14 protein-coding genes are annotated in these 17,552 nt (G+C 62.2%); 9 read left to right on the top strand and 5 right to left on the bottom strand.

All coding sequences use genetic code 11. The annotated features are described in order from the left end of the window. Positions 1-412 precede the first annotated feature (412 nt). Positions 413-1,084: a phosphoribosyltransferase gene (locus tag AC3WJW_RS21040; RefSeq protein ID WP_493727225.1), complete on the top strand. Its 672-nt coding sequence runs from the start codon at positions 413-415 to the stop codon at positions 1,082-1,084. Positions 1,085-1,221: 137 nt separating this feature from the next. Further along, positions 1,222-1,791 carry a YceI family protein gene (locus tag AC3WJW_RS21045; protein ID WP_493727226.1) on the top strand — a complete coding sequence of 190 codons (570 nt, stop codon included), beginning with the start codon at positions 1,222-1,224 and terminating at the stop codon, positions 1,789-1,791. A gap of 233 nt (positions 1,792-2,024) precedes the next feature. On the opposite strand, the gene AC3WJW_RS21050 is transcribed toward AC3WJW_RS21045, so the two are convergent. After that, complete coding sequence (locus AC3WJW_RS21050) at positions 2,025-5,402, bottom strand: Ig-like domain-containing protein (protein WP_493727227.1); 3,378 nt, start codon at positions 5,400-5,402, stop codon at positions 2,025-2,027. A gap of 280 nt (positions 5,403-5,682) precedes the next feature. On the opposite strand from AC3WJW_RS21050, the gene AC3WJW_RS21055 reads away from it, so the two are divergent. Next, positions 5,683-6,405 (top strand): GNAT family N-acetyltransferase, encoded by a 723-nt coding sequence (locus AC3WJW_RS21055; protein WP_493727228.1) that lies wholly within the window; start codon positions 5,683-5,685, stop codon positions 6,403-6,405. Positions 6,406-6,519: 114 nt separating this feature from the next. Here the strand turns inward: AC3WJW_RS21055 and AC3WJW_RS21060 are convergent, their stop codons facing one another. Then, on the bottom strand, positions 6,520-6,960 hold the full coding sequence (locus tag AC3WJW_RS21060) for a hotdog fold domain-containing protein (RefSeq protein ID WP_493727229.1): 441 nt from the start codon (positions 6,958-6,960) through the stop codon (positions 6,520-6,522). 165 nt (positions 6,961-7,125) lie between these two features. On the opposite strand from AC3WJW_RS21060, the gene AC3WJW_RS21065 reads away from it, so the two are divergent. Beyond that, the gene (locus AC3WJW_RS21065; RefSeq protein ID WP_493727230.1) at positions 7,126-7,746 is read left to right on the top strand and encodes a TetR/AcrR family transcriptional regulator; all 621 of its coding nucleotides are present in this window, start codon (positions 7,126-7,128) and stop codon (positions 7,744-7,746) included. A gap of 297 nt (positions 7,747-8,043) precedes the next feature. Here AC3WJW_RS21065 and AC3WJW_RS21070 read toward each other — a convergent pair whose 3' ends face one another. Both AC3WJW_RS21070 and AC3WJW_RS21075 read right to left on the bottom strand, forming a co-directional pair. After that, entirely contained in the window at positions 8,044-9,174 is a 1,131-nt protein-coding gene (locus tag AC3WJW_RS21070; protein WP_493727231.1) for a DmpA family aminopeptidase, read from the bottom strand. A 167-nt stretch (positions 9,175-9,341) separates the two neighbouring features. Continuing rightward, positions 9,342-10,445, bottom strand: a complete 1,104-nt coding sequence (locus AC3WJW_RS21075; protein WP_429382923.1) for an extracellular solute-binding protein — start codon at positions 10,443-10,445, stop codon at positions 9,342-9,344. 110 nt (positions 10,446-10,555) lie between these two features. Between AC3WJW_RS21075 and AC3WJW_RS21080 the strand changes: the two genes are divergently transcribed. Further along, entirely contained in the window at positions 10,556-11,329 is a 774-nt protein-coding gene (locus AC3WJW_RS21080; RefSeq protein ID WP_007970649.1) for a helix-turn-helix transcriptional regulator, read from the top strand. A gap of 112 nt (positions 11,330-11,441) precedes the next feature. On the opposite strand, the gene AC3WJW_RS21085 is transcribed toward AC3WJW_RS21080, so the two are convergent. Further along, complete coding sequence (locus AC3WJW_RS21085) at positions 11,442-12,353, bottom strand: LysR family transcriptional regulator (RefSeq protein WP_493727232.1); 912 nt, start codon at positions 12,351-12,353, stop codon at positions 11,442-11,444. A gap of 105 nt (positions 12,354-12,458) precedes the next feature. On the opposite strand from AC3WJW_RS21085, the gene AC3WJW_RS21090 reads away from it, so the two are divergent. The 4 genes from AC3WJW_RS21090 (at position 12,459) to AC3WJW_RS21105 (ending at position 17,202) form a co-directional block, all read left to right on the top strand. Further along, entirely contained in the window at positions 12,459-14,186 is a 1,728-nt protein-coding gene (locus tag AC3WJW_RS21090) for an amidohydrolase (RefSeq protein WP_493727233.1), read from the top strand. A 151-nt stretch (positions 14,187-14,337) separates the two neighbouring features. Further along, a complete protein-coding gene (locus AC3WJW_RS21095) occupies positions 14,338-15,414 on the top strand; it encodes a C45 family autoproteolytic acyltransferase/hydrolase (protein ID WP_493727234.1) in 1,077 nt (358 codons plus the stop codon). A 37-nt stretch (positions 15,415-15,451) separates the two neighbouring features. Further along, positions 15,452-16,804: an MFS transporter gene (locus tag AC3WJW_RS21100; protein WP_493727235.1), complete on the top strand. Its 1,353-nt coding sequence runs from the start codon at positions 15,452-15,454 to the stop codon at positions 16,802-16,804. A gap of 170 nt (positions 16,805-16,974) precedes the next feature. Continuing rightward, the gene (locus AC3WJW_RS21105; RefSeq protein WP_493727236.1) at positions 16,975-17,202 is read left to right on the top strand and encodes a hypothetical protein; all 228 of its coding nucleotides are present in this window, start codon (positions 16,975-16,977) and stop codon (positions 17,200-17,202) included. Positions 17,203-17,552: the final 350 nt, after the last annotated feature.

Genomic DNA, 17,552 nt, shown 5'->3' on the forward strand with positions numbered 1-17,552 from the left:
CAAAACCCGGTCATCGTTGACGGTTGTTTGGGGCTGCTGCGCAGCCCAGCGGAAGCAAGCTCCCTCGCCACAAAAGCCTCTGCCACATAAGTCCCTTGTCCCATTCCATCCTTCTGGCTGAAAGGGGTGTGGATGGCGTTTCCCGTGGCGTATTCGGGGATGCAGACGCTGTATTGCAAACTGGTGTGGCAACATCAGAAGATTGAGCGGTTGGTTTAGTTGGTTTTTTGATTGCCTGTTCGCGGTTGTGGTGGTTCAGTGGTGTAGATGTTGACTGTGCTGACGCTTTCGCGGGCAAGCCCGCTCCCACAGGGACGGTGGTGTTTGTAGTCTTGTGCACACTGAAAATCAGGAACCTCATCAGTGGGAGCAGGACTCACCGACAGGCGCAATCGCCTGGGGAGGTTTTCACATGAGCCCCTTGTCCCATTCCATCCTGCAAGACCGGCCGGCAGCCGGGCGGCGTTTGATCGAGTCGCTGCTGCCTTACGCCAATCGCCCCGATGTCATCGTCCTGGCCTTGCCCCGTGGCGGTGTGCCGGTGGCTTATGAGGTGGCCACGGCGCTGAAGGTTCGCCTGGACCTGATGCTGGTGCGCAAGCTCGGCGTGCCGTCCCATCAGGAGTACGCCATGGGGGCGATTGCCAGCGGTGGCATCCAGATTCGTAATGAAGAGGCGCTGCGGGTGCATCCGATTGCCAAGGCTGCATTCGACGCCGTGGTCGAACGGGAAAGCCGCGAGCTGTTGCGCCGCGAGCAGGTCTACCGGGGTACGCGGCCGGCGGTGCAGCTCAAGGATCAGGTGGCGATCCTGATCGACGACGGCCTGGCCACCGGCGCTTCGATGCGGGCGGCGGTCCAGGCGCTGCGGGTGCAGGAACCTGCGCGCATCGTGGTGGCGGTGCCAGTGGCACCGATCGAGACGGTGGAGGCGCTGCGCAGCGAGGTGGATGAACTGGTCTGCCCGCTGATGCCTGAGTGGTTCACTTCGATTGGCCATTGGTACATGGACTTTTCCCAGACTTCGGATGCCGAGGTGATCGAGCTGTTGCGGCGGGCGTGGCAACGCGAGGCGTGCGGGTAGCGCTGACGATCATCGGCAGGTGGTCGCAAATCAACGGGTGAGGTGGAATAAACGCCGGTTGTTTGCTTTAGTCCATCTGGTGCCGGCCTTCGTGTGCGGCACGCAAACTCAAGACGGGAGCCCTCCCGGAGAGTGCCATGAACCTTCGATCCGCGCGTTGCGTCGCTCTGGCCGGCACGTTGGTGTTCGGCCCGGTGCTGTTCGCTGAAGCCGTGGAATACAAGGCGGTCAACGCCAAGGCCAGTACCTTGAGTTTCACCTATGAGCAGATGGGGTCGAGAACCTACGGCACCTTCGGCAAATTCAAGGCCAATCTCGACTTCGACACCGATAACCCGGGCGCCGCCCATGCCGCGCTGACCATCGACCTGAGCAGCATCGATGCCGGCAGCGACGACGCCAACATCGAGCTGCAAAAACCGGAGTGGTTCGACACCGCGACTTATCCGGTGGCGACGTTCGAATCGACGTCCGTCAAGGCCCTCGGCAATAACCGCTACAGCTTCACCGGCAAACTGACCCTGCGCGGGCTCACTCGGGAAGTGAGTGTGCCGGTGCTGCTGAAGTCGGAGAGCTCCATCGGCATCTTCGAAGGCCAATTGGTGCTCAAGCGTAACGACTTCAAGATAGGCGAGGGCGAGTGGGCGGGCAGTATGGTGTCCAACGAGATCAATATCCGCTTTCGGATGGTGGCGCCGCAGCGGTGACTGTGAGGCCGCCTTCGCGAGCAGGCTCGCTCCCACATTTGATCTTTGGTGAACACAATATCTGTGCACGACGCCGATCCAATGGTGGGAGCGAGCCTGCTCGCGAAGGCGGCCTGACAGTCAGCGCAAATGCCAGGCACTTTGCGAATAGAACCTCACTCGGCCCACCGTACGATCCGCAAAAAAAAAGCGCCCGGTCCACATGGCATGGACCGGGCGCCGATCAATCCGCGCTAGTGCACTGGCACCGTCACGGTTTTGCCGAAGGCCGACTTGATGGTCGCTGTCGGGTTGGGCGACGGGCCACTGCCGACGGTCGTCACCGCTATATTCCAGCGCGCGCCTGTTGCCGTAGGTGTCAGGGTGGCGGTGCCAAGGTTCACCGTGCCGGTCGAGGTCGTGGCAGTCGCCGTGATGCTATTGCCCGTGCCACGCGAGGTGGTGCCGGACAGCACCCAATACCAGCGGTTGTTACTGCGGGCGGTGACGGTGGCGCTGGTGACGATCAGGTTCTCGACGACCGCTGCCGAGACCGCCACGGACACCGTTGCCGGTGCCGACTCCGCACCCTTGGCATCGGCGGCCTTATAGGTAAAGGTCGCGGTGAACGGCGCGGGGACCGTGGCCGGTGGTGTGTAGATCACGCGCACACCATCGGTGGTGACCGTGCCCTTGCCGGAGTCCGGTTGCTCCAGGCCCACCACTTTGAGCGGCACGTTGCCGTCAGGGTCGCTGTCGTTGGCCAGCACGTTGATGGTCACCGGGCCGCTGTTGCTGATGGCGCTGTCGGGGTTGGCGATCGGCAGTTTGTTATCGCCATCATTGTTGCGAGTATCGCCCGTGCGGAAGGTGGGCAGCGCGGCGGAGTTCACGTAGTTGACGCCGTCCCAGCCGGGCAGGGGCGTTGGCATCAACTGGAACTGGCCGGGGTGCTCGACATCCCAGCGCAGCAACATGGACGTGTCCTCGTGCTGGGTGTTGTGGCAGTGCTCCATGTAGGTCCCAGCGAACTCACGGAAGCGGATCGCCATTTCCACATTCACCGAGCTGTCGATGCCTTCGCCGATGCGATAGACGTCCTTGCGCGCCCATTTTTCCCATTCCGGCGGCGCCTTGCCATCGCGGTTGAGGATGATCCCCTCTTCGAAGTGCACGTGCACCGGGTGGTTCCAGCCGTTGCCGCCGCTTTTGATTTTCCACACTTCCAGGGTGCCGTCGCCGGAGAACCCGGCATCGGTCGGACCGTTGGCCAGTTGCGGCGCGGCGCTGATGATTCGAGGGTCCATGGGGTAGCCGAAACCGCCGTCGGTCTTGATGGTCCAGGGGGCTTCGTCGGTGCCGTCGGAGCGGCCGAAGGTGAACTCGCGATGCCGTGCGACCTTGAGCTTGGCCTGCATCGTTGGATCGTCGCGGTTGATCGTCAGCGGGATCATGACCTTGCCGACCGCTTTACCCGGTTTGGCGGGTTCATAGTCAGCGGGGTTCATGCTCACGTCCTGGCCGGCATAAGGCTGCACCACCATCTGCATGAACTTGCCCACCACCGGGTCGCCGCCGTCCCATTCCAGCCCTTTGCTGCCTTGCTTGAGCACGGCTTTGTACTTGCCGGACAGGACATCGGCCAGGCTCAGCAGATTAGCCTCCGGACCCTTGCCGTTCTGGTGCTCCATCAGGTTGACGAAGTACAGCTTGTCGCCAACGCTGATCCCGTTTTTCGCGAAGTTGACGATGATGTCGTAACGCTCGGCGATGCCCATGGTGGGCAGGATGGCGTTGTGGTTCTGCATATTGCCGTCACCGTCCAGGTCCATGCTGCCGTCGAACGGCACGGCGTGTTCCATGAGGTTGCCGTCGTTGGCGATCATGTGGAAGGGCACGCGGGTATAGGACAGGCCCGAACCTGCCGGGCCGGGGAATTCACCCCCGGTGCCGGCGACTTCACGCACCAGCGCGATCCTGAGGTAGCGCGACACCGAGCCGTTGAGGATACGGAAACGATAGCTGCGCGCCCGCACTTTCAGGCGCGGCTGGTACTGCCAGTTGACCAGGATCTGATCGCCGAGGAAGCCATCGGTGTTGAAGGGGTTGAACCACAGCTGGCCGTTCTGATCCCAGGCCTTGTCGGCCACCATCAGGTTGACGTCGTAATCGCGGTTGCCCCAGGGCAAGGCCGAACCGCTGGGCAGGCGCAGGTTGACGCCATCTTCGAAAGCTTCGTTACCGCGGTCCAGGGCGCTGTAGTAGTTCATCATCACCGCGTTGCCCTTGTAGACGTTCTGCGCGGTGAAATCGAGCATGTGGTCGTGGAACCAGTGGGTGCTCATGGTTTCACGCCAGTCGCCACGAATCTTGATGCTGCCGTTGTTGCAGGTCTTCAGGCCCGGAGTGGCGTCGTTGACGTACAGGGTTTCGCCCGGGGCGCAGGGGAAGGCCGCACGCGGATCTTCAGCCTTGGTGTTGATGGTGTCGTAACCGGCCAGTTGCACCGGCCAGCGATAGTCGTAGTACTGGCCGGGAAAGAAAAACGCATTGGCAAAGCCGTCGCTTTCGGCCGGGGAGTGGCCGTTGTGTTCGTGGGTGCTGAGGGTGTGCAGGCCAAAACCCATGTTGGCCGCCGGATCAATCGGCAGGGCGTTGTAGTGACGCATCAACGTCGGTTGGCCGTAGCGCACCATCAGCAGTTTCACCGGAAAGGTGCCGTCGAAGGTCCAGAGCGCCTTGTGGTTCTGAATCGGCATGTTGGGGTGGAAACGCGTGTCGATGCCTTTGGTGGTGCCCGTGGTGGTCGGGATGTCCGAGGTCTGGTAATAGAGCCCGCCTGGCCCGAACTCACCGACGGCGTAGTTGTGCAATTGCCGACGGTCGCGCATGCCGCCGTTGAGCTTGGCGCCTGCTTGGGCGGTCTTGAAGGCGACCTGTGGGTAGAACTCGTTCCAGCGCTGGTGCGACCAGCCTTTTCCTGGTGGACGCCCCTCGGCTGGCGAGCCGACCGGATGGCGGTTGAGGAAGGCTTCGATCTGCGCTTTCCACGGGTTACGGTCCAGCGCGTTGGAATACTGTGACGGAAACGGGTACAGCCCCGGCTGGCGCATGAAGGCTTCGAGCGCCGCAGCCGAAGGGCCGCTGCGGGCGATGCTGTTCGGGTCCTGCACGGGTGCCGGGCCGACGGTCGGAGGTGGGAACGTCAGGGGCGGTGCTGGCAGTGTGGGGTCGAGTTTTTCCGTGCCGAATTCTTCGAACAACAGCAGTTGCTGAGTGTAGGGCTGCGCCCCGAACAACGGGCTGGGCTTGCCGTTGGTGGGGATCTTGAACGATGTCTGCAGCGCTGGCGGCAGCACGTTGTCGGCCCGTGGTGTGGTCCGGTCACCGAACACGCCATTGGGCAGGGCGATGGCGCCCTGGTTGGCAGGCGGCATGGTCAGAATGGCATCCAGCGCGACCTTGGGGTCGGCCGGCGGGTTGGTATACGCCGAGGGGTCCGTCGGTGGTGGTTGGCTGACATCGTCCAGCGGTGCGGCGTTGACAGTGCCGAGGCTGATGTTGATCAGCATCACAGCGGCGATGCCCGGTTTGCTGAAACCGAGCGGTTGGAGGTCAGGCAGGTTTTTCATAGTGTTTCCCTCGGGGCGCGCCGATGTGGCTGACGTACGCAATGCGGTCGATGCAAGAGCTACGCCAATCACGAGGGAGTCTCGGGGGATATGGAAGGTTGATTTGTTTCAAGATGTTGAAGAGATTTCTGTCGCGCCGAAGTGGGTGGCAATCCTCAGGTTCGGGGGCCTTGACCCACCCATTTCCCCAATCACCTGCCACCCCACCATCACCCTTCGGACCGCAGGTGTCAGGCGCGTTATGATAGGCGGCCCTTGCCTCCCGGAGCCTGTCACTGCAATGCCCCTGATCAGCCACTTCAAGACCCCGTGCCCCGAGCACATCAATAGCCAGATCCTGCAGATGGTGGTCGACAACCTGACCGACATCAGTATGGTCGCGATCCCGCCCAGCAACCTGCTGTACAACCTCTATCAATACGCGATCGGCTATGAGGTGCACCTGTATCTGGAGGCGCTCAACGGTGAAAAAGGCATTGCCGTGGAGTTGATCGTAGCCACGGACGAAGACGATCCGGAAAAGGTGCTGGGCTTTGTGCTGTACCTGCCGGTGCAGGACGACCCCGAGGCGTGTGGCGTGGCGTACATGGCGGTACAGGCCGAGTGTCGGCGCCAGGGTGTGGCCCGACGGATGCTGCGGGAAATGGTCGGCCGCTATCCCCATGCCGAGCTGACCTGCACGGTGGCCAAGGTGCCGTATTTCGAGGCGATGGGGTTTCAGGTGGTGGGCGTGCGTGCGACCCAGGTGTTGATGAATACCCGCGACCACAGCACCGATGGCTTGATGGCGCTGCTGGACGTGGCGTCGATCTACAGCTCGCTGGAAGTGCGGCAGATTCATACCTACCTGCTGCAAAAGCACGGCAAGCGGGCCATGACCGACGCGGAAAAACAGCGCGACCGGCATCTGGACCAAATGACGCGCAAGGCCAATGAATGTGTGCGCGAGCGCTTGGGTGCTGAGGCAGTGCCGGCGAGTGGCCCAAAACTGCGTTTGGTCTAGATCCATTGTGGGAGCGAGCCTGCTCGCGAAGACGGCGTCACATCCAACATCAATGCTGCCTGACCCACCGCTTTCGCGAGCAGGCTCGCTCCCACATTTAACTGCGGTCAGCGTTTAGGCCAGCTTCACATTCATGGTAATCCGCGCCGTGAACACCTTCTTGCCCTCGGCATCGTGAATGTCCACCGGCACGATCTTGTCGCCTTCGGTGGTCCAGTCCACTGCATCCCCTTCGGCTACCGCCGTCACATCACTCTTTGCCTTGGCCAGGTATTCGACGGTCATGCCCTTGGGAATCCAGCGGGCGCCGGCGGGAATGGACACGTCGGTCATCATCCCGGCGGCCAGTTCGGCGGCGTTGCACATCGCTATCGCATGCACCGTACCCAAATGATTGGTGATTTCCCGGGCAAACGGCACCTGCACGGTGGCCGAGCCTTTGCGCAAGTCCTGGACCAGCGGGTTGATGGTGGAGAAGTAGGGCGCCACCTGGCAGGCCATTTTGCTGAATGCTTCTGGCCCGGCGCTGTTGAACATGCTGAGGAACTGACTCATTTTTTTGCCTCTTGAGGATGACGGTTTGCAGAACAATCTTCCGTAACAGAATAATGTTCTGTGATGGAACAGTATTCTGTCGAAAGGAAATCTGTCAACCTGACGCCACTTGTTCGCTGGCAACCGCCAGCCTCCACCCATGACTTTTGCGGACTGTTTTTCAGCATGGATACCGCCGATCTGCTCGAACGCTGCTACCCCGGACGACGCGCCGAACTCAAACGCGACATCTTCAGAAAGGCCCTGTGCCTGTTCAACGAACAGGGGATCGAGGCCACCACCATCGAAATGATCCGCGCCGAATGCGATACCAGTGTCGGCGCCATCTATCACCATTTCGGCAACAAGGAAGGCCTGGTGGCGGCGCTGTTTTTTACCGCCCTGGATGACCAGGCCCGTTTGCGCGACAGCTACCTGGCGGATGCCCAAACCACGCAGGCGGGGGTGCACGCGCTGGTGCACAGCTATGTGGATTGGGTCGATAGCCAGCCGGAGTGGGCGCGGTTCCAGTACCACGCGCGATTTGCCGTTACCAAGGGGCCGTTCAAGGACGAACTCGCCACCCGCAACAAGGCGCGCAACAAGCAGTTGCTGACATGGCTGGGCGCTCACGGCGATGAACTGGGTGGTTTTCCGGCGGAGTTGATACTGTCGTTAATCATCGGCCAGGCCGACAGTTACTGCCGCGCGTGGTTGTCGGGCCGGGTCAAGGGCAGCCCGAGGGCGTACCGGGACATGCTGGCGCAGGCGGCGTGGCGGTCGTTGTGCACCTCCGAAACACAATGACTTTTCCCTGTGGGAGCGAGCCTGCTCGCGAAGACGGTGTCACATCCAACATCAATGTTGCCTGACCCACCGCTTTCGCGAGCACGCTCGCTCCCACAAGTGATTTGTGTGGGTTTTTCAGAGGCAAAAAAAGAGCCTCAAAGCTCTTTGATGGGGAGGAAGTAGAGCCCTTGAGGCTCAAGATGCGCATGAAGCAGGCGGTGAGCTTGGTAGGGGTTCAGTTCACTCACCACCTACGCAGCGGCTTGCCAGGCAAGCGACTGCGTAAGTTCATCCTAAAAAGACCGAGTGTTTCACTCAAGTACCACTAGTCGCATCCCCCGGCCAGCCGGCGCGGCGCAACGCCTCGAGCAGGGTTTCGGCACCCAGTCCCGGCACCCCATGCCCGTTGCCTTCGGCCGTTTCGGCGGCGAGCAGGGCATTGATGATGGCTTCTTCCACGGTTTCGGTGGCGGCCAGGAACAGCTCGCTGATATGGTCGTTGTTGACCATGCTCAGGTTGTTTGTGGTCGGCGCTTTCTTGCTCTCGTAGGCAGCCGGTGGCACGTGGTCGTTACCGGTGGCGAAGGCGATGAAGATGTCGCCGCTGTGGTCTTCATTGCCGCCGCCGGTGCGGGCCAGGCCAAGGCTGGCGCGCTGGGCCAGGCGCGTGCACTGGTGTGGCAGCAGCGGCGCATCGGTGGCCAGGCAGACCACGATCGAACCCATGCCCGGATGGGGCAGCGAAGCCTTGAGGAACGGCGAATCGACCTGTTCCATGTAGCGTCCCACCGGATACCCGTCGACGCGCAGTTCATGGCGGATGCCATGGTTGGCCTGGACAATCGCTCCCACCGTCCAGCCGCCCTGGGCGCTGTTCAAGCGTCGCGACGCGGTGCCGATGCCGCCCTTGAATTCGTGGCAGATCATGCCGCTGCCGCCGCCGACATTGCCTTCGGCCACCGGGCCACCCGCCGCCGAGCGCACGGCCTGGGCTACGTGTTCAGGCTTCACGTGAAAGCCGTTGATGTCGTTGAGCAAGCCGTCGAAGGTTTCCAGCACCACCGGCATGTTCCAGTAGAGGCGTCCGTCATCGGCTTGCTGCTCGCGGTCGACCACGATCAGCGCATCGCGCACCACGCCCAGGCTGTGGGTGTTGGTGAAGGCGATGGGGCTGGTCAACAAGCCCGCTTCGCGAATCCACTCCAGCCCCGTGGCATCGCCATTGCCGTTGAGTACATGCACGCCGGCAAAACAGGGTTGCTGGCTGGTGGAGCCGGCACGCGGTTCGATGACGGTGACGCCGGTAAGGATGTCGCGGCCATTGGCCGTGCGTCCTCGTACGTCACAATGACCGATACGCACGCCGGGGACGTCGGTGATGGCATTGAGCGGACCGGGTTGCAGTTGGCCGAATTGGATGTTCAGGTCGCGGGCGCGTGGTTTCATGGATTTTCTCATCTTCGATTCGTGGCAGAAAAAAATATTTGTTGGGCACCACGGACACTGTGGGAGCGAGCTTGCTCGCGATGGGGTCGTTACATTCAACATCTATGGCAACTGATCCACCGCTATCGCGAGCAAGCTCGCTCCCACAGGGGGTTGTGGTGTCCGTGTTATTGGCCGTTTTTGACCTTGCTCCAGATTCGCGTGCGCACGCGCTCGGTCGCCGGCGGCAGGGGCTGGAGGGTGAACAGGGTGGCCATGGCTTCGGCTGACGGGTAGACGGCCGGGTTGTTGCGGGTTGCCTCGGCCACCAGCGTGGTCGCGCTGCGGTTGCCGTTGGGGTAGTTGAGGTGGTCGCTGACCGGGGCGATGACTTCAGGGCGCATCAGGTAGTCGATGAAGGCCATCCCTTGTTCCGGGTGCGGGGCGTCCTTGAGCAGCACCAGGGTGTCGAACCACACCGGCGCGCCTTCCTTGGGCAGGCTGTAGGCGATCTTCACGCCGTTGCCGGCCTGCTCGGCGGTGGTCTTGGCTTCGAGCATGGCGCCGGACCAGCCGACCGCCACGCAGATGTTGCCGTTGGACAGGTCGCTGATGAACTTCGACGAGTTGAAGTAGGCAATGTGCGGCCGCAACTTCAGCAGCAGCGCTTCGGCTTTCTTGTAGTCTTCGGGGTTGGTGCTGTTGGGCGGCAGGCCGAGGTAGTGCAGGGCCACCGGCAGCATTTCCGACGGCGAGTCGAGCATGGCCACGCCGCACTCGCCGAGCTTGGCCAGGTTCTCCTCCTTGAACACCAGGTCCCAGGAGTCCACCGGCGCCTTGTCGCCCAGTACCGCGCGCACTTTGTCGATGTTGTAGCCGATGCCGTTGGTGCCCCAAAGATACGGCACGGCGTACTGGTTGCCCGGATCGTTGCTGGCCAGTTTCGCCAGCAGATCGGTGTCCATGTTCTTGAAGTCCGGCATCTGCGCCCGGGGCAGTGGGGCGAGGGCACCGGCCTTGATCAGGGTCGGCAGACTGAAGTTGCTGGCCACCACCACGTCGTAGCCGCTGCGGCTGGTGAGCAGCTTGCCTTCGAGCACTTCGGCGCTGTCGAAGGTGTCGTAGACCGGTGCTATCCCGGTGTCTCGCTTGAAGTCCTGCAGGGTCGTGGGGCCGATGTAGTCGTACCAGTTGTACACGTGCACGGTCGGGGCTTCGACGGCTTGCGCCGACAGCGACACCGCCAGACAGGCGCCAAACCCCAGATTGAAATACAAGCGGTGACGACTCATGATGCGGCACTCCTGGCCTGTTGCGGCCGGTGGTAATCAGGAGTTTGCAGCGTATCGACCGGGGTGGCCTTCACCCATTCCCATCATGGGTTACTCAAAAGGGGTAGTGCGTGGACGCGTTGTTGAAAGAGTTGCCGGTGCACCAGGGGCTGGCGCGGGTCTTCACGACGGTGGGGCGGGACGGTTTCTGGCGGGCGCTGGTCGATACCCTGCGGCTGCTGGTGCCGCTGGACAACGCCCTGGTGGCGCTGATGCGCCCGGGCCACGTGCCGCGCCTGCTGATTGATTTCGATGCCAAGGGCAACAGTGCCGAGCAGGAAGAACTGGCGGACTACCGCGCCGGCATGTACCTGCTCGATCCGTTCTATCAAGCCGTTTGCGCCGGCATCGCCGACGGCTTGCACAGCCTCGAATCGGTGGCCCCCGACCAGTTCCAGCACAGCGAGTACTACCTGAGTTACTTCAGCACCGTGGTCGGTGGCGACGAGTTGCAGTTCATGGTCAACCTCGACGGCGCCGTGCTTGGCCTGTCCCTCGGGCGTTCGACGCGCTTTGGCCTTGAGGATCAGGGGCGCCTGCTGTGCGTGCGTGACTGGGTGCTGTCCGCGATGCGCCGACACCTGGATTTGCTGCCACCCGAAGGGCCGGTCGCCGAACCGCCGGCCGGCGATCTGGCGACCTTGCTCGATCGCTTCGACGCCCGCCTGACGCTGCGGGAAATCGAAACAGCGCGCCTGATTCTCCAGGGCTTCTCCAGCAAGGCCATCGCCCAGCAAATGGGCATCTCCCCGGAGACGGTGAAAGTGCACCGGCGCAACCTCTATCACAAGCTCAACGTGAACGGGCATGGCGAGTTGTTTGCGCTGGTGTTGCAGCCGCGTTAATCCGGATTGAGTGGTTGACCAAGGCGCCGCCTTCGCGAGCAGGCTCGCTCCCACAGTTGAACTGCATTCCATTGTGAGAGCGAGCCTGCTCGCGAAGGGCGCTATGCGGTCTTCAGACCTGCTGTTCCTGCCAATGCGCCTTGAGGTATTCGATGAACACTTTGACCTTGCGCGTGTTGCGCCGGTGGGCCAGGTACAGCACGTAGATCCACGGCCCGAACGCACCGGGTTCACGCCAGTACTGCGGCATCAAGTCGACCAGTTCGCCACGCGCCAGATAGGGCGCGGCACTCCATTGCGGGATGAACTGCAGACCCTGCCCATCGAGCAGACAGGCCAGCAGAAAATCAAAGTTGTCGCTGGCCACCCGCGGCGTGGGTTGTGTCAGCCGAATCCGTTGTTCGCCTTGCTTGACCCACCAGAAGTGTCGGTTGAGCAGCGGGTGGCGGAAGATCAGCCAGTCGTGCTGCTGATAGTTCTCCAGTGAAACATCCTCGCCCTTGCGGGCCAGGTAAGCCGGGCTGGCGCAGAGCAACACCTGGTTTTCCACCAGCGGCTGCGCGATCACGCCAGGCAGGTCGATGGGGCCGTCGCGCAGGGCCAGGTCGTAGCCGCCGTCCACCGGGTCTTCGAAGTTATCGCTCAGGTCCACTTCCAGTTTGACCTGTGGATGCGCAGTCAAGAAACGACAGCACACCTGATTGAGAAACGCCGGCGCGAACGAGGGCGGGGCGGTGATCCGCAGGTCGCCGCGCAGTTCATGCTGCAACTGCTCCACATCCTCGGTGGCCAGTTGCAGTTGCATCAGCGCCTGGCGTGCACCTTCCAGGTAGATGCGACCGGCCTCGGTCAGCGCCATGCGCCGGGTGGTGCGGTCGAACAGGCGCGTGCCGAGTTCTTCCTCCAGTTGAGCCACGGCCTTGGTCAAAGCCGATGGGGTCTTGCCGAGCAGGTCGGCGGCGCGGCTGAAATTACCCTGTTCGGCGGTGGCGACGAACATGGTCAGGGCACTCATTTTATCCATTTATCTATTCCTGATAGGCACAGAAGTTGTGCGGGAGCAGGCATTCAGTTCTCGATTCGGCTTGGATAGTCTTGGCTACAGCCCAACAAAAATAAAGAGCCATCCATGAAACAGATTCTGACCCTGGCCGCGTCACTTGTCCTGGCCTGTTCCTCGATGGAAAGTATGGCCGCTGTCGATCTCATCCTGCACAACGCCAGGGTCTACACCGCCGAACCCGGTCAGCCCTTGCAGCAGGCCATCGCGGTGGAGAACGGCAAGGTTTCGGCGGTGGGTTCCGATGTCCAGGTGCTGCGGCTCAAACAGCCGGGCACGCGCATCGTCGACCTGGGCGGCAAGGTGCTGATGCCGGGGTTTATCGACTCGCACTCACACACGGTGAAGGGCGGCCTGCAATTGCGTCAGGCCACTCTGGACGGCGAGTTGCTGGCGCTCGACGAGCTGGAAAAACGCCTGCGTCAGTGGCGCGAAGACGGCAAGGCCAAACGCGGTGACATCCTCAGCGTCGGCGGCTTGCCATCGACCTACTGGAGCCAGATCGAGGCGCTTGAGCGGCGCTTCAATCAGGGCGAATGGGCAGACACGCCGATTCTCTTTCTCGGCTGGGACCTGCACACGGGGTGGGCCAACCGGGCCATGCTCCAGCGTGCCGGTGTGGATGCCGCGCGGGTCAAGGCGTTGAAGGACGAAGAGCAGGCCACGATCGGGCATCACGACGATGGACGGCCCAATGGCTTCCTGGTCGACGCCGGACTCTATCCGGTGCAGGCCCTGCTGCCACCGCCGACCACCGAGGAGTTGATGGCGGGGGCGCGTGCAGCGCTCGACTATTACAAAAGCCTGGGCATCACCGGTTGGATGGACCCCATCGCCAATGAGATTCCCGGCGGCGATGTGAACAATCAGTCGCTGGGGGTGTTGCCGATCTACAAGGCGCTGGCCGAACGCGGCGAGTTGACTGCGCATGTGGCCGCACTGCTGATGGCCGATTCGAAAGCCACACCGGCCGATCTCGATGAACTGGACAAGGTTCGCCAGCAGTTTCTCGGCGTGCCCAACCTGACCCTGCCGGGGATCAAGGTGTTTGCCGACGGTGTGGCGGAAGTCCCGGCGCAAAGCGCCGCCATGCTGGAGCCCTACCAGGACTCGAAAAAATCCGGCGAATTGCTGATCGACCCGGCGCACTTCGGCGAACTGGTCAGCGCTGCCGACGCCCGTGGCTGGCTGGTGCACATCCACGCGATTGGCGACCGCGCGGTGCGTAAATCGCTCAACGGCATCGAACAGGCGCGCAAGGATCGACAAAGCGGCATTCCCCACTCCATCACGCACCTGCAAATGGTCAACCCCAAGGAATTCGCCCGGTTCAAACCTCTCAACGTGATTGCCTCGATGCAGCTGTATTGGGCCATGGCCGATGAGTCGAGCATGGACCTGGTCAAACCCTATGTCAGCGCCATGGCCTTCATGTATTCGTACCCGGCCCGTTCGCTGCTCAAGAACGGCGCGACCATTGCCGGCGCCAGCGACTGGCCGATCACCACGCCGGATCCGTGGAAGGCGATCTACCAGGCAGTCAGCCGCACCGGCCCCAAAGGCGTGCTCAACGCCGCCGAAGACATCGACCGCCAGACCATGTTCCAGGCCTACACCCTCAATGCCGCCCGCACCTTGCGCCTGGAAGATCAGATCGGCTCGCTCAAGCCGGGCAAACAGGCCGACATGATCGTCCTCGACCGGGATGTCTTCACCGTCAAGCCCGAGGCCCTGCGCGATACCCGGGTGCTGCAGACCTTCTTTGCCGGCCGCGAGATTTTCGCCCGCAATCCCTGAACCCGATCCACCAGAACACACAAACCCTGTGGGAGCGAGCTTGCTCGCGATGACGGTGGGTCAGTCGACATCCATGTTGAATGTGCTGGCCCCATCGCGAGCAAGCTCGCTCCCACAGGTTGATTACCCACGCAAAAAAGGAACACCGCTCGTGAAACTGCATTGCTTCGTCACCGACACCCACAACCCACAGGTCCGAGGCCAGCAAATCGGCGAAACCTGGGCGGCGCAAATCGGCAAGACGGTGGCGCTCTATCTCGACTTTTTCAATCAGGTGGGCGTGGCGCCCGAGCAGGTGCGCACCCTGGGCGAAGCCAGCCTGCAAGCACTCACCGACTGGAGCCCGAGCCTGGCCCAGGAACTGCAAGCCACGGCCGAAGGCGCCGGGATTCCCCTGTGGCAACTGGCGAGCCTGAACGCCCGCACGGAAATCCTCGCGGTGATGCCGGCCTCTCTCGAGGGCGAATGCTCGACAGCGGTCTTCGCGCCGGCGGGGGCCGATGCGCCCAGGACCATCCAGACCTGGGACTGGCACGATTCACTGGTGCCCCACGGCATGCTGCTGCAACTGACAAACCGTTGCGGCATGACCGTCAAGCTGTTCACCGAGTTCGGCATGCTCGGCAAGATCGGCGTGAACAGCGCCGGCCTCGGGCTGCACTTCAACATCCTCCACCATGCCAGTGACAACGCGGTAGCCGGAGTGCCGGTGCACGCCATTGCCCGACGGATCCTGGAGGAGGCGACCAGCGTTGAAGAGGCCATTGCCCTGGCGCGGTCGGCACGGGTCAGTGCGTCGACCGTCCTGACCGTGTTCTCGAACCGTGATACGGCGCCACGGGCGGCGAGCATTGAAATGTCCGCCGCCGGCACCGCCGTGGTCCTGCCCGGCGAAGACGGCTGGATCACCCACACCAATCACTTCCTTGACCCGGTGCTGAGCCTTGGCGAGCGAACGCCGGATGCATCGACCACCTACGCACGCCTGGCCCATGTCAACACGGCGCGGGTCGACATGATCCATGGCGACTTGAATCGCCGGGCAGCGGCCATGTGTGGTGACGCCGGGGACGAGGCGCCGATCTGTTTCCATCCGGACCTGAGCATGCCCGCCACCGAGCGCTGGGAAACCCTGCTGACCCTCGGCATCGACAGCGAAAACGCGGTCCTCGAATACGCCGCCGGCAACCCGATGCTGCTGGCCCGCGACGGCTTCCAGCGCTTCTGAAACGACGTCCTCCATAACAACAAAAAGAGCACTCGATATGGCTAGTTACGGTCATTCCCCGGCGGGTTCGCAGTCCGCCCTCAGAACCTTCTTCGTCTCCGGCATGGGCACCGCGCTGGAGTTCTATGACTTCGTCATCTACGGCACGGCGGCGGCGCTGGTGTTTCCCAAGGTGTTCTTCCCGCAGATGGACCCGCTCACCGCCACGCTGTTTGCCTTCGGCGCCTTTGGCGCGGGCTTTTTTGCCCGGCCATTGGGTGGCATGGTGTTCGGGCACTACGGCGACAGGATCGGCCGGCAGAAAATGCTGGTGATCACCCTGTTGCTGATGGGCTTGAGCACCCTGTTGATCGGCTGCCTGCCGGGCTATTCGTCGATAGGCCTGGCAGCACCGGCACTGCTGGTGTTGCTGCGGTTGATACAAGGCTTCGCCGCCGGTGGTGAGTGGGGCGGGGCGGCGCTGTTCGGCATCGAGTCGGCGCCGCCCGGTCGACGAGGGTTGTGGGGCAGTTTCACCAGCATGGGCATCGGCATTGGCGGCATCCTCGGCGCGGCCGTGTTCGGCATTGTCAGTGTCGCCTCCAACGATAATCTCGCCGATTTCGCCTGGCGCATTCCCTTCTGGCTGGGCGGTGTGCTGGTGTTGATCGGGCTCTATGCGCGGCTGCAAAAACCAGTTGAACAGCGCGTCGAACACAAGACGCCGGTGCGTATGCCACTGATCGCGGCACTGCGGGCGCGGCCGAAGGAAATGCTGCTGTGCACGGGGATCGCGTTTGGCTACGTGACCATTGCCTACATCGGCAGCACGTTCTTTTTGTCGTACGCCACGCAGATCGGTTACGGCAGCACCGATGCACTGATCTTCGATTTTTCGCTGTCGGTGGCCATCGTCATCACCGCACCGCTGTTCGCCTTGCTATCCGACCGGATCGGCCGCCGCAAGGTCATGATCCTCGGTGCGGTCATCATGGCTGTCGGGTTTTTTGCCTTTTTCCCGTTGGTCGGCATGAAAAGCCTGCTGGTATCGACCCTGGCGTACATCGCGGTTGGCGCGTTCATGGGAGCGACACAGGGGCCGATTCCGGCTTTTCTCGCAGAGCAGTTCCCCCGGGAGATGCGCTATTCGGGGATGTCCGCCGCCTACCAGATCGGCGCTGCACTTGGCGGCGGTACGGCGTCGAGCGTGGCCACGGCGATCCTGATTGCCACCCATCACAATGCGGTGGGTGTAGCCGTGTACGGCTCGGTGGCGCTGGCGATTGTCGCGGTCTGCTCGTTCTTCTTGAGGGAAACCGCGCACTTGAGCATGGCGCAGATTGATCAGGTGTCAGGGGAGGGGGCTGGCGTGACACGATCGACTTTGAGTCACTCGATAACACGTTCATGATTATCGAGCGAGCAGGCCGATAAACTCGTAAGTCATTCGAATGATGTCGGTAGATGATCACTCTCAATCCGTAACCCAGCACGGGCGGACCCACTGATCACTACCGAGGTTTGCGTCATGACTGATATCACCCGCGTCGCCTTCGTTTATCACAGTGGCTACGGCATGGTATGCACTGGATCAACCTGGGGTTGCCACCGGGCCACAACAGCTCCAAAACCACCGAAGACATGCTTAACCGGCACAGCTTCTGGCTCGGTGCCGCGGCCCAGTCCGATGCCGACGTCAGTCCCGAACTCGGCCCACCAAAGGCTGACCTGCTGACCGCGCAACACTTGGGTGCACGAGTGGCGAATGTCGCGCGGCAGATGACCGCGGGGCGTCGCGTTCTGGAGTGATTGAAGCGCAGCCTGCGCCAGCTTCTACGGGATATACAAAACCCTGTAGGAGCTGCCGCAGGCTGCGATCTTTTGTTTTTCAGTTGTCCAGCCTGAACACCATGAACACTGACCTGTAACTTCTTACAGTTTCGCTTCAGCAAAAAAAAGCCCAGTCTTTCCCGGTGAAGTCTATGGGTCGCCAATGCCGTGAACGCACACCACCACGCTGCGACACCGACGCTGTCGGTCATCGATCCGCGCGCCCTGGCAGTGCGCAGTGTCGGTTATTGCCGCCACCCGGACAGCCCGGTGATTGATCCACGCATCACCCGGCAACGCTTCGACGCGGCAGGTCACTTGACCGAGTC

It is taken from the genome of Pseudomonas sp. GW821-FHT07G06 (assembly GCF_058986625.1).

Bases quoted from the DNA above. Each gene is read 5' to 3' on its own strand.
- AC3WJW_RS21060 (WP_493727229.1), bottom strand. From the start codon at position 6,960: ATGAGTCAGTTCCTCAGCATGTTCAACAGCGCCGGGCCAGAAGCATTC.
- AC3WJW_RS21055 (WP_493727228.1), top strand. From the start codon at position 5,683: ATGCCCCTGATCAGCCACTTCAAGACCCCGTGCCCCGAGCACATCAAT.
- AC3WJW_RS21100 (WP_493727235.1), top strand. From the start codon at position 15,452: ATGGCTAGTTACGGTCATTCCCCGGCGGGTTCGCAGTCCGCCCTCAGA.
- AC3WJW_RS21045 (WP_493727226.1), top strand. From the start codon at position 1,222: ATGAACCTTCGATCCGCGCGTTGCGTCGCTCTGGCCGGCACGTTGGTG.
- AC3WJW_RS21070 (WP_493727231.1), bottom strand. From the start codon at position 9,174: ATGAAACCACGCGCCCGCGACCTGAACATCCAATTCGGCCAACTGCAA.
- AC3WJW_RS21065 (WP_493727230.1), top strand. From the start codon at position 7,126: ATGGATACCGCCGATCTGCTCGAACGCTGCTACCCCGGACGACGCGCC.
- AC3WJW_RS21085 (WP_493727232.1), bottom strand. From the start codon at position 12,353: ATGGATAAAATGAGTGCCCTGACCATGTTCGTCGCCACCGCCGAACAG.
- AC3WJW_RS21040 (WP_493727225.1), top strand. From the start codon at position 413: ATGAGCCCCTTGTCCCATTCCATCCTGCAAGACCGGCCGGCAGCCGGG.
- AC3WJW_RS21075 (WP_429382923.1), bottom strand. From the start codon at position 10,445: ATGAGTCGTCACCGCTTGTATTTCAATCTGGGGTTTGGCGCCTGTCTG.
- AC3WJW_RS21050 (WP_493727227.1), bottom strand. From the start codon at position 5,402: ATGAAAAACCTGCCTGACCTCCAACCGCTCGGTTTCAGCAAACCGGGC.
- AC3WJW_RS21090 (WP_493727233.1), top strand. From the start codon at position 12,459: ATGAAACAGATTCTGACCCTGGCCGCGTCACTTGTCCTGGCCTGTTCC.
- AC3WJW_RS21105 (WP_493727236.1), top strand. From the start codon at position 16,975: ATGCACTGGATCAACCTGGGGTTGCCACCGGGCCACAACAGCTCCAAA.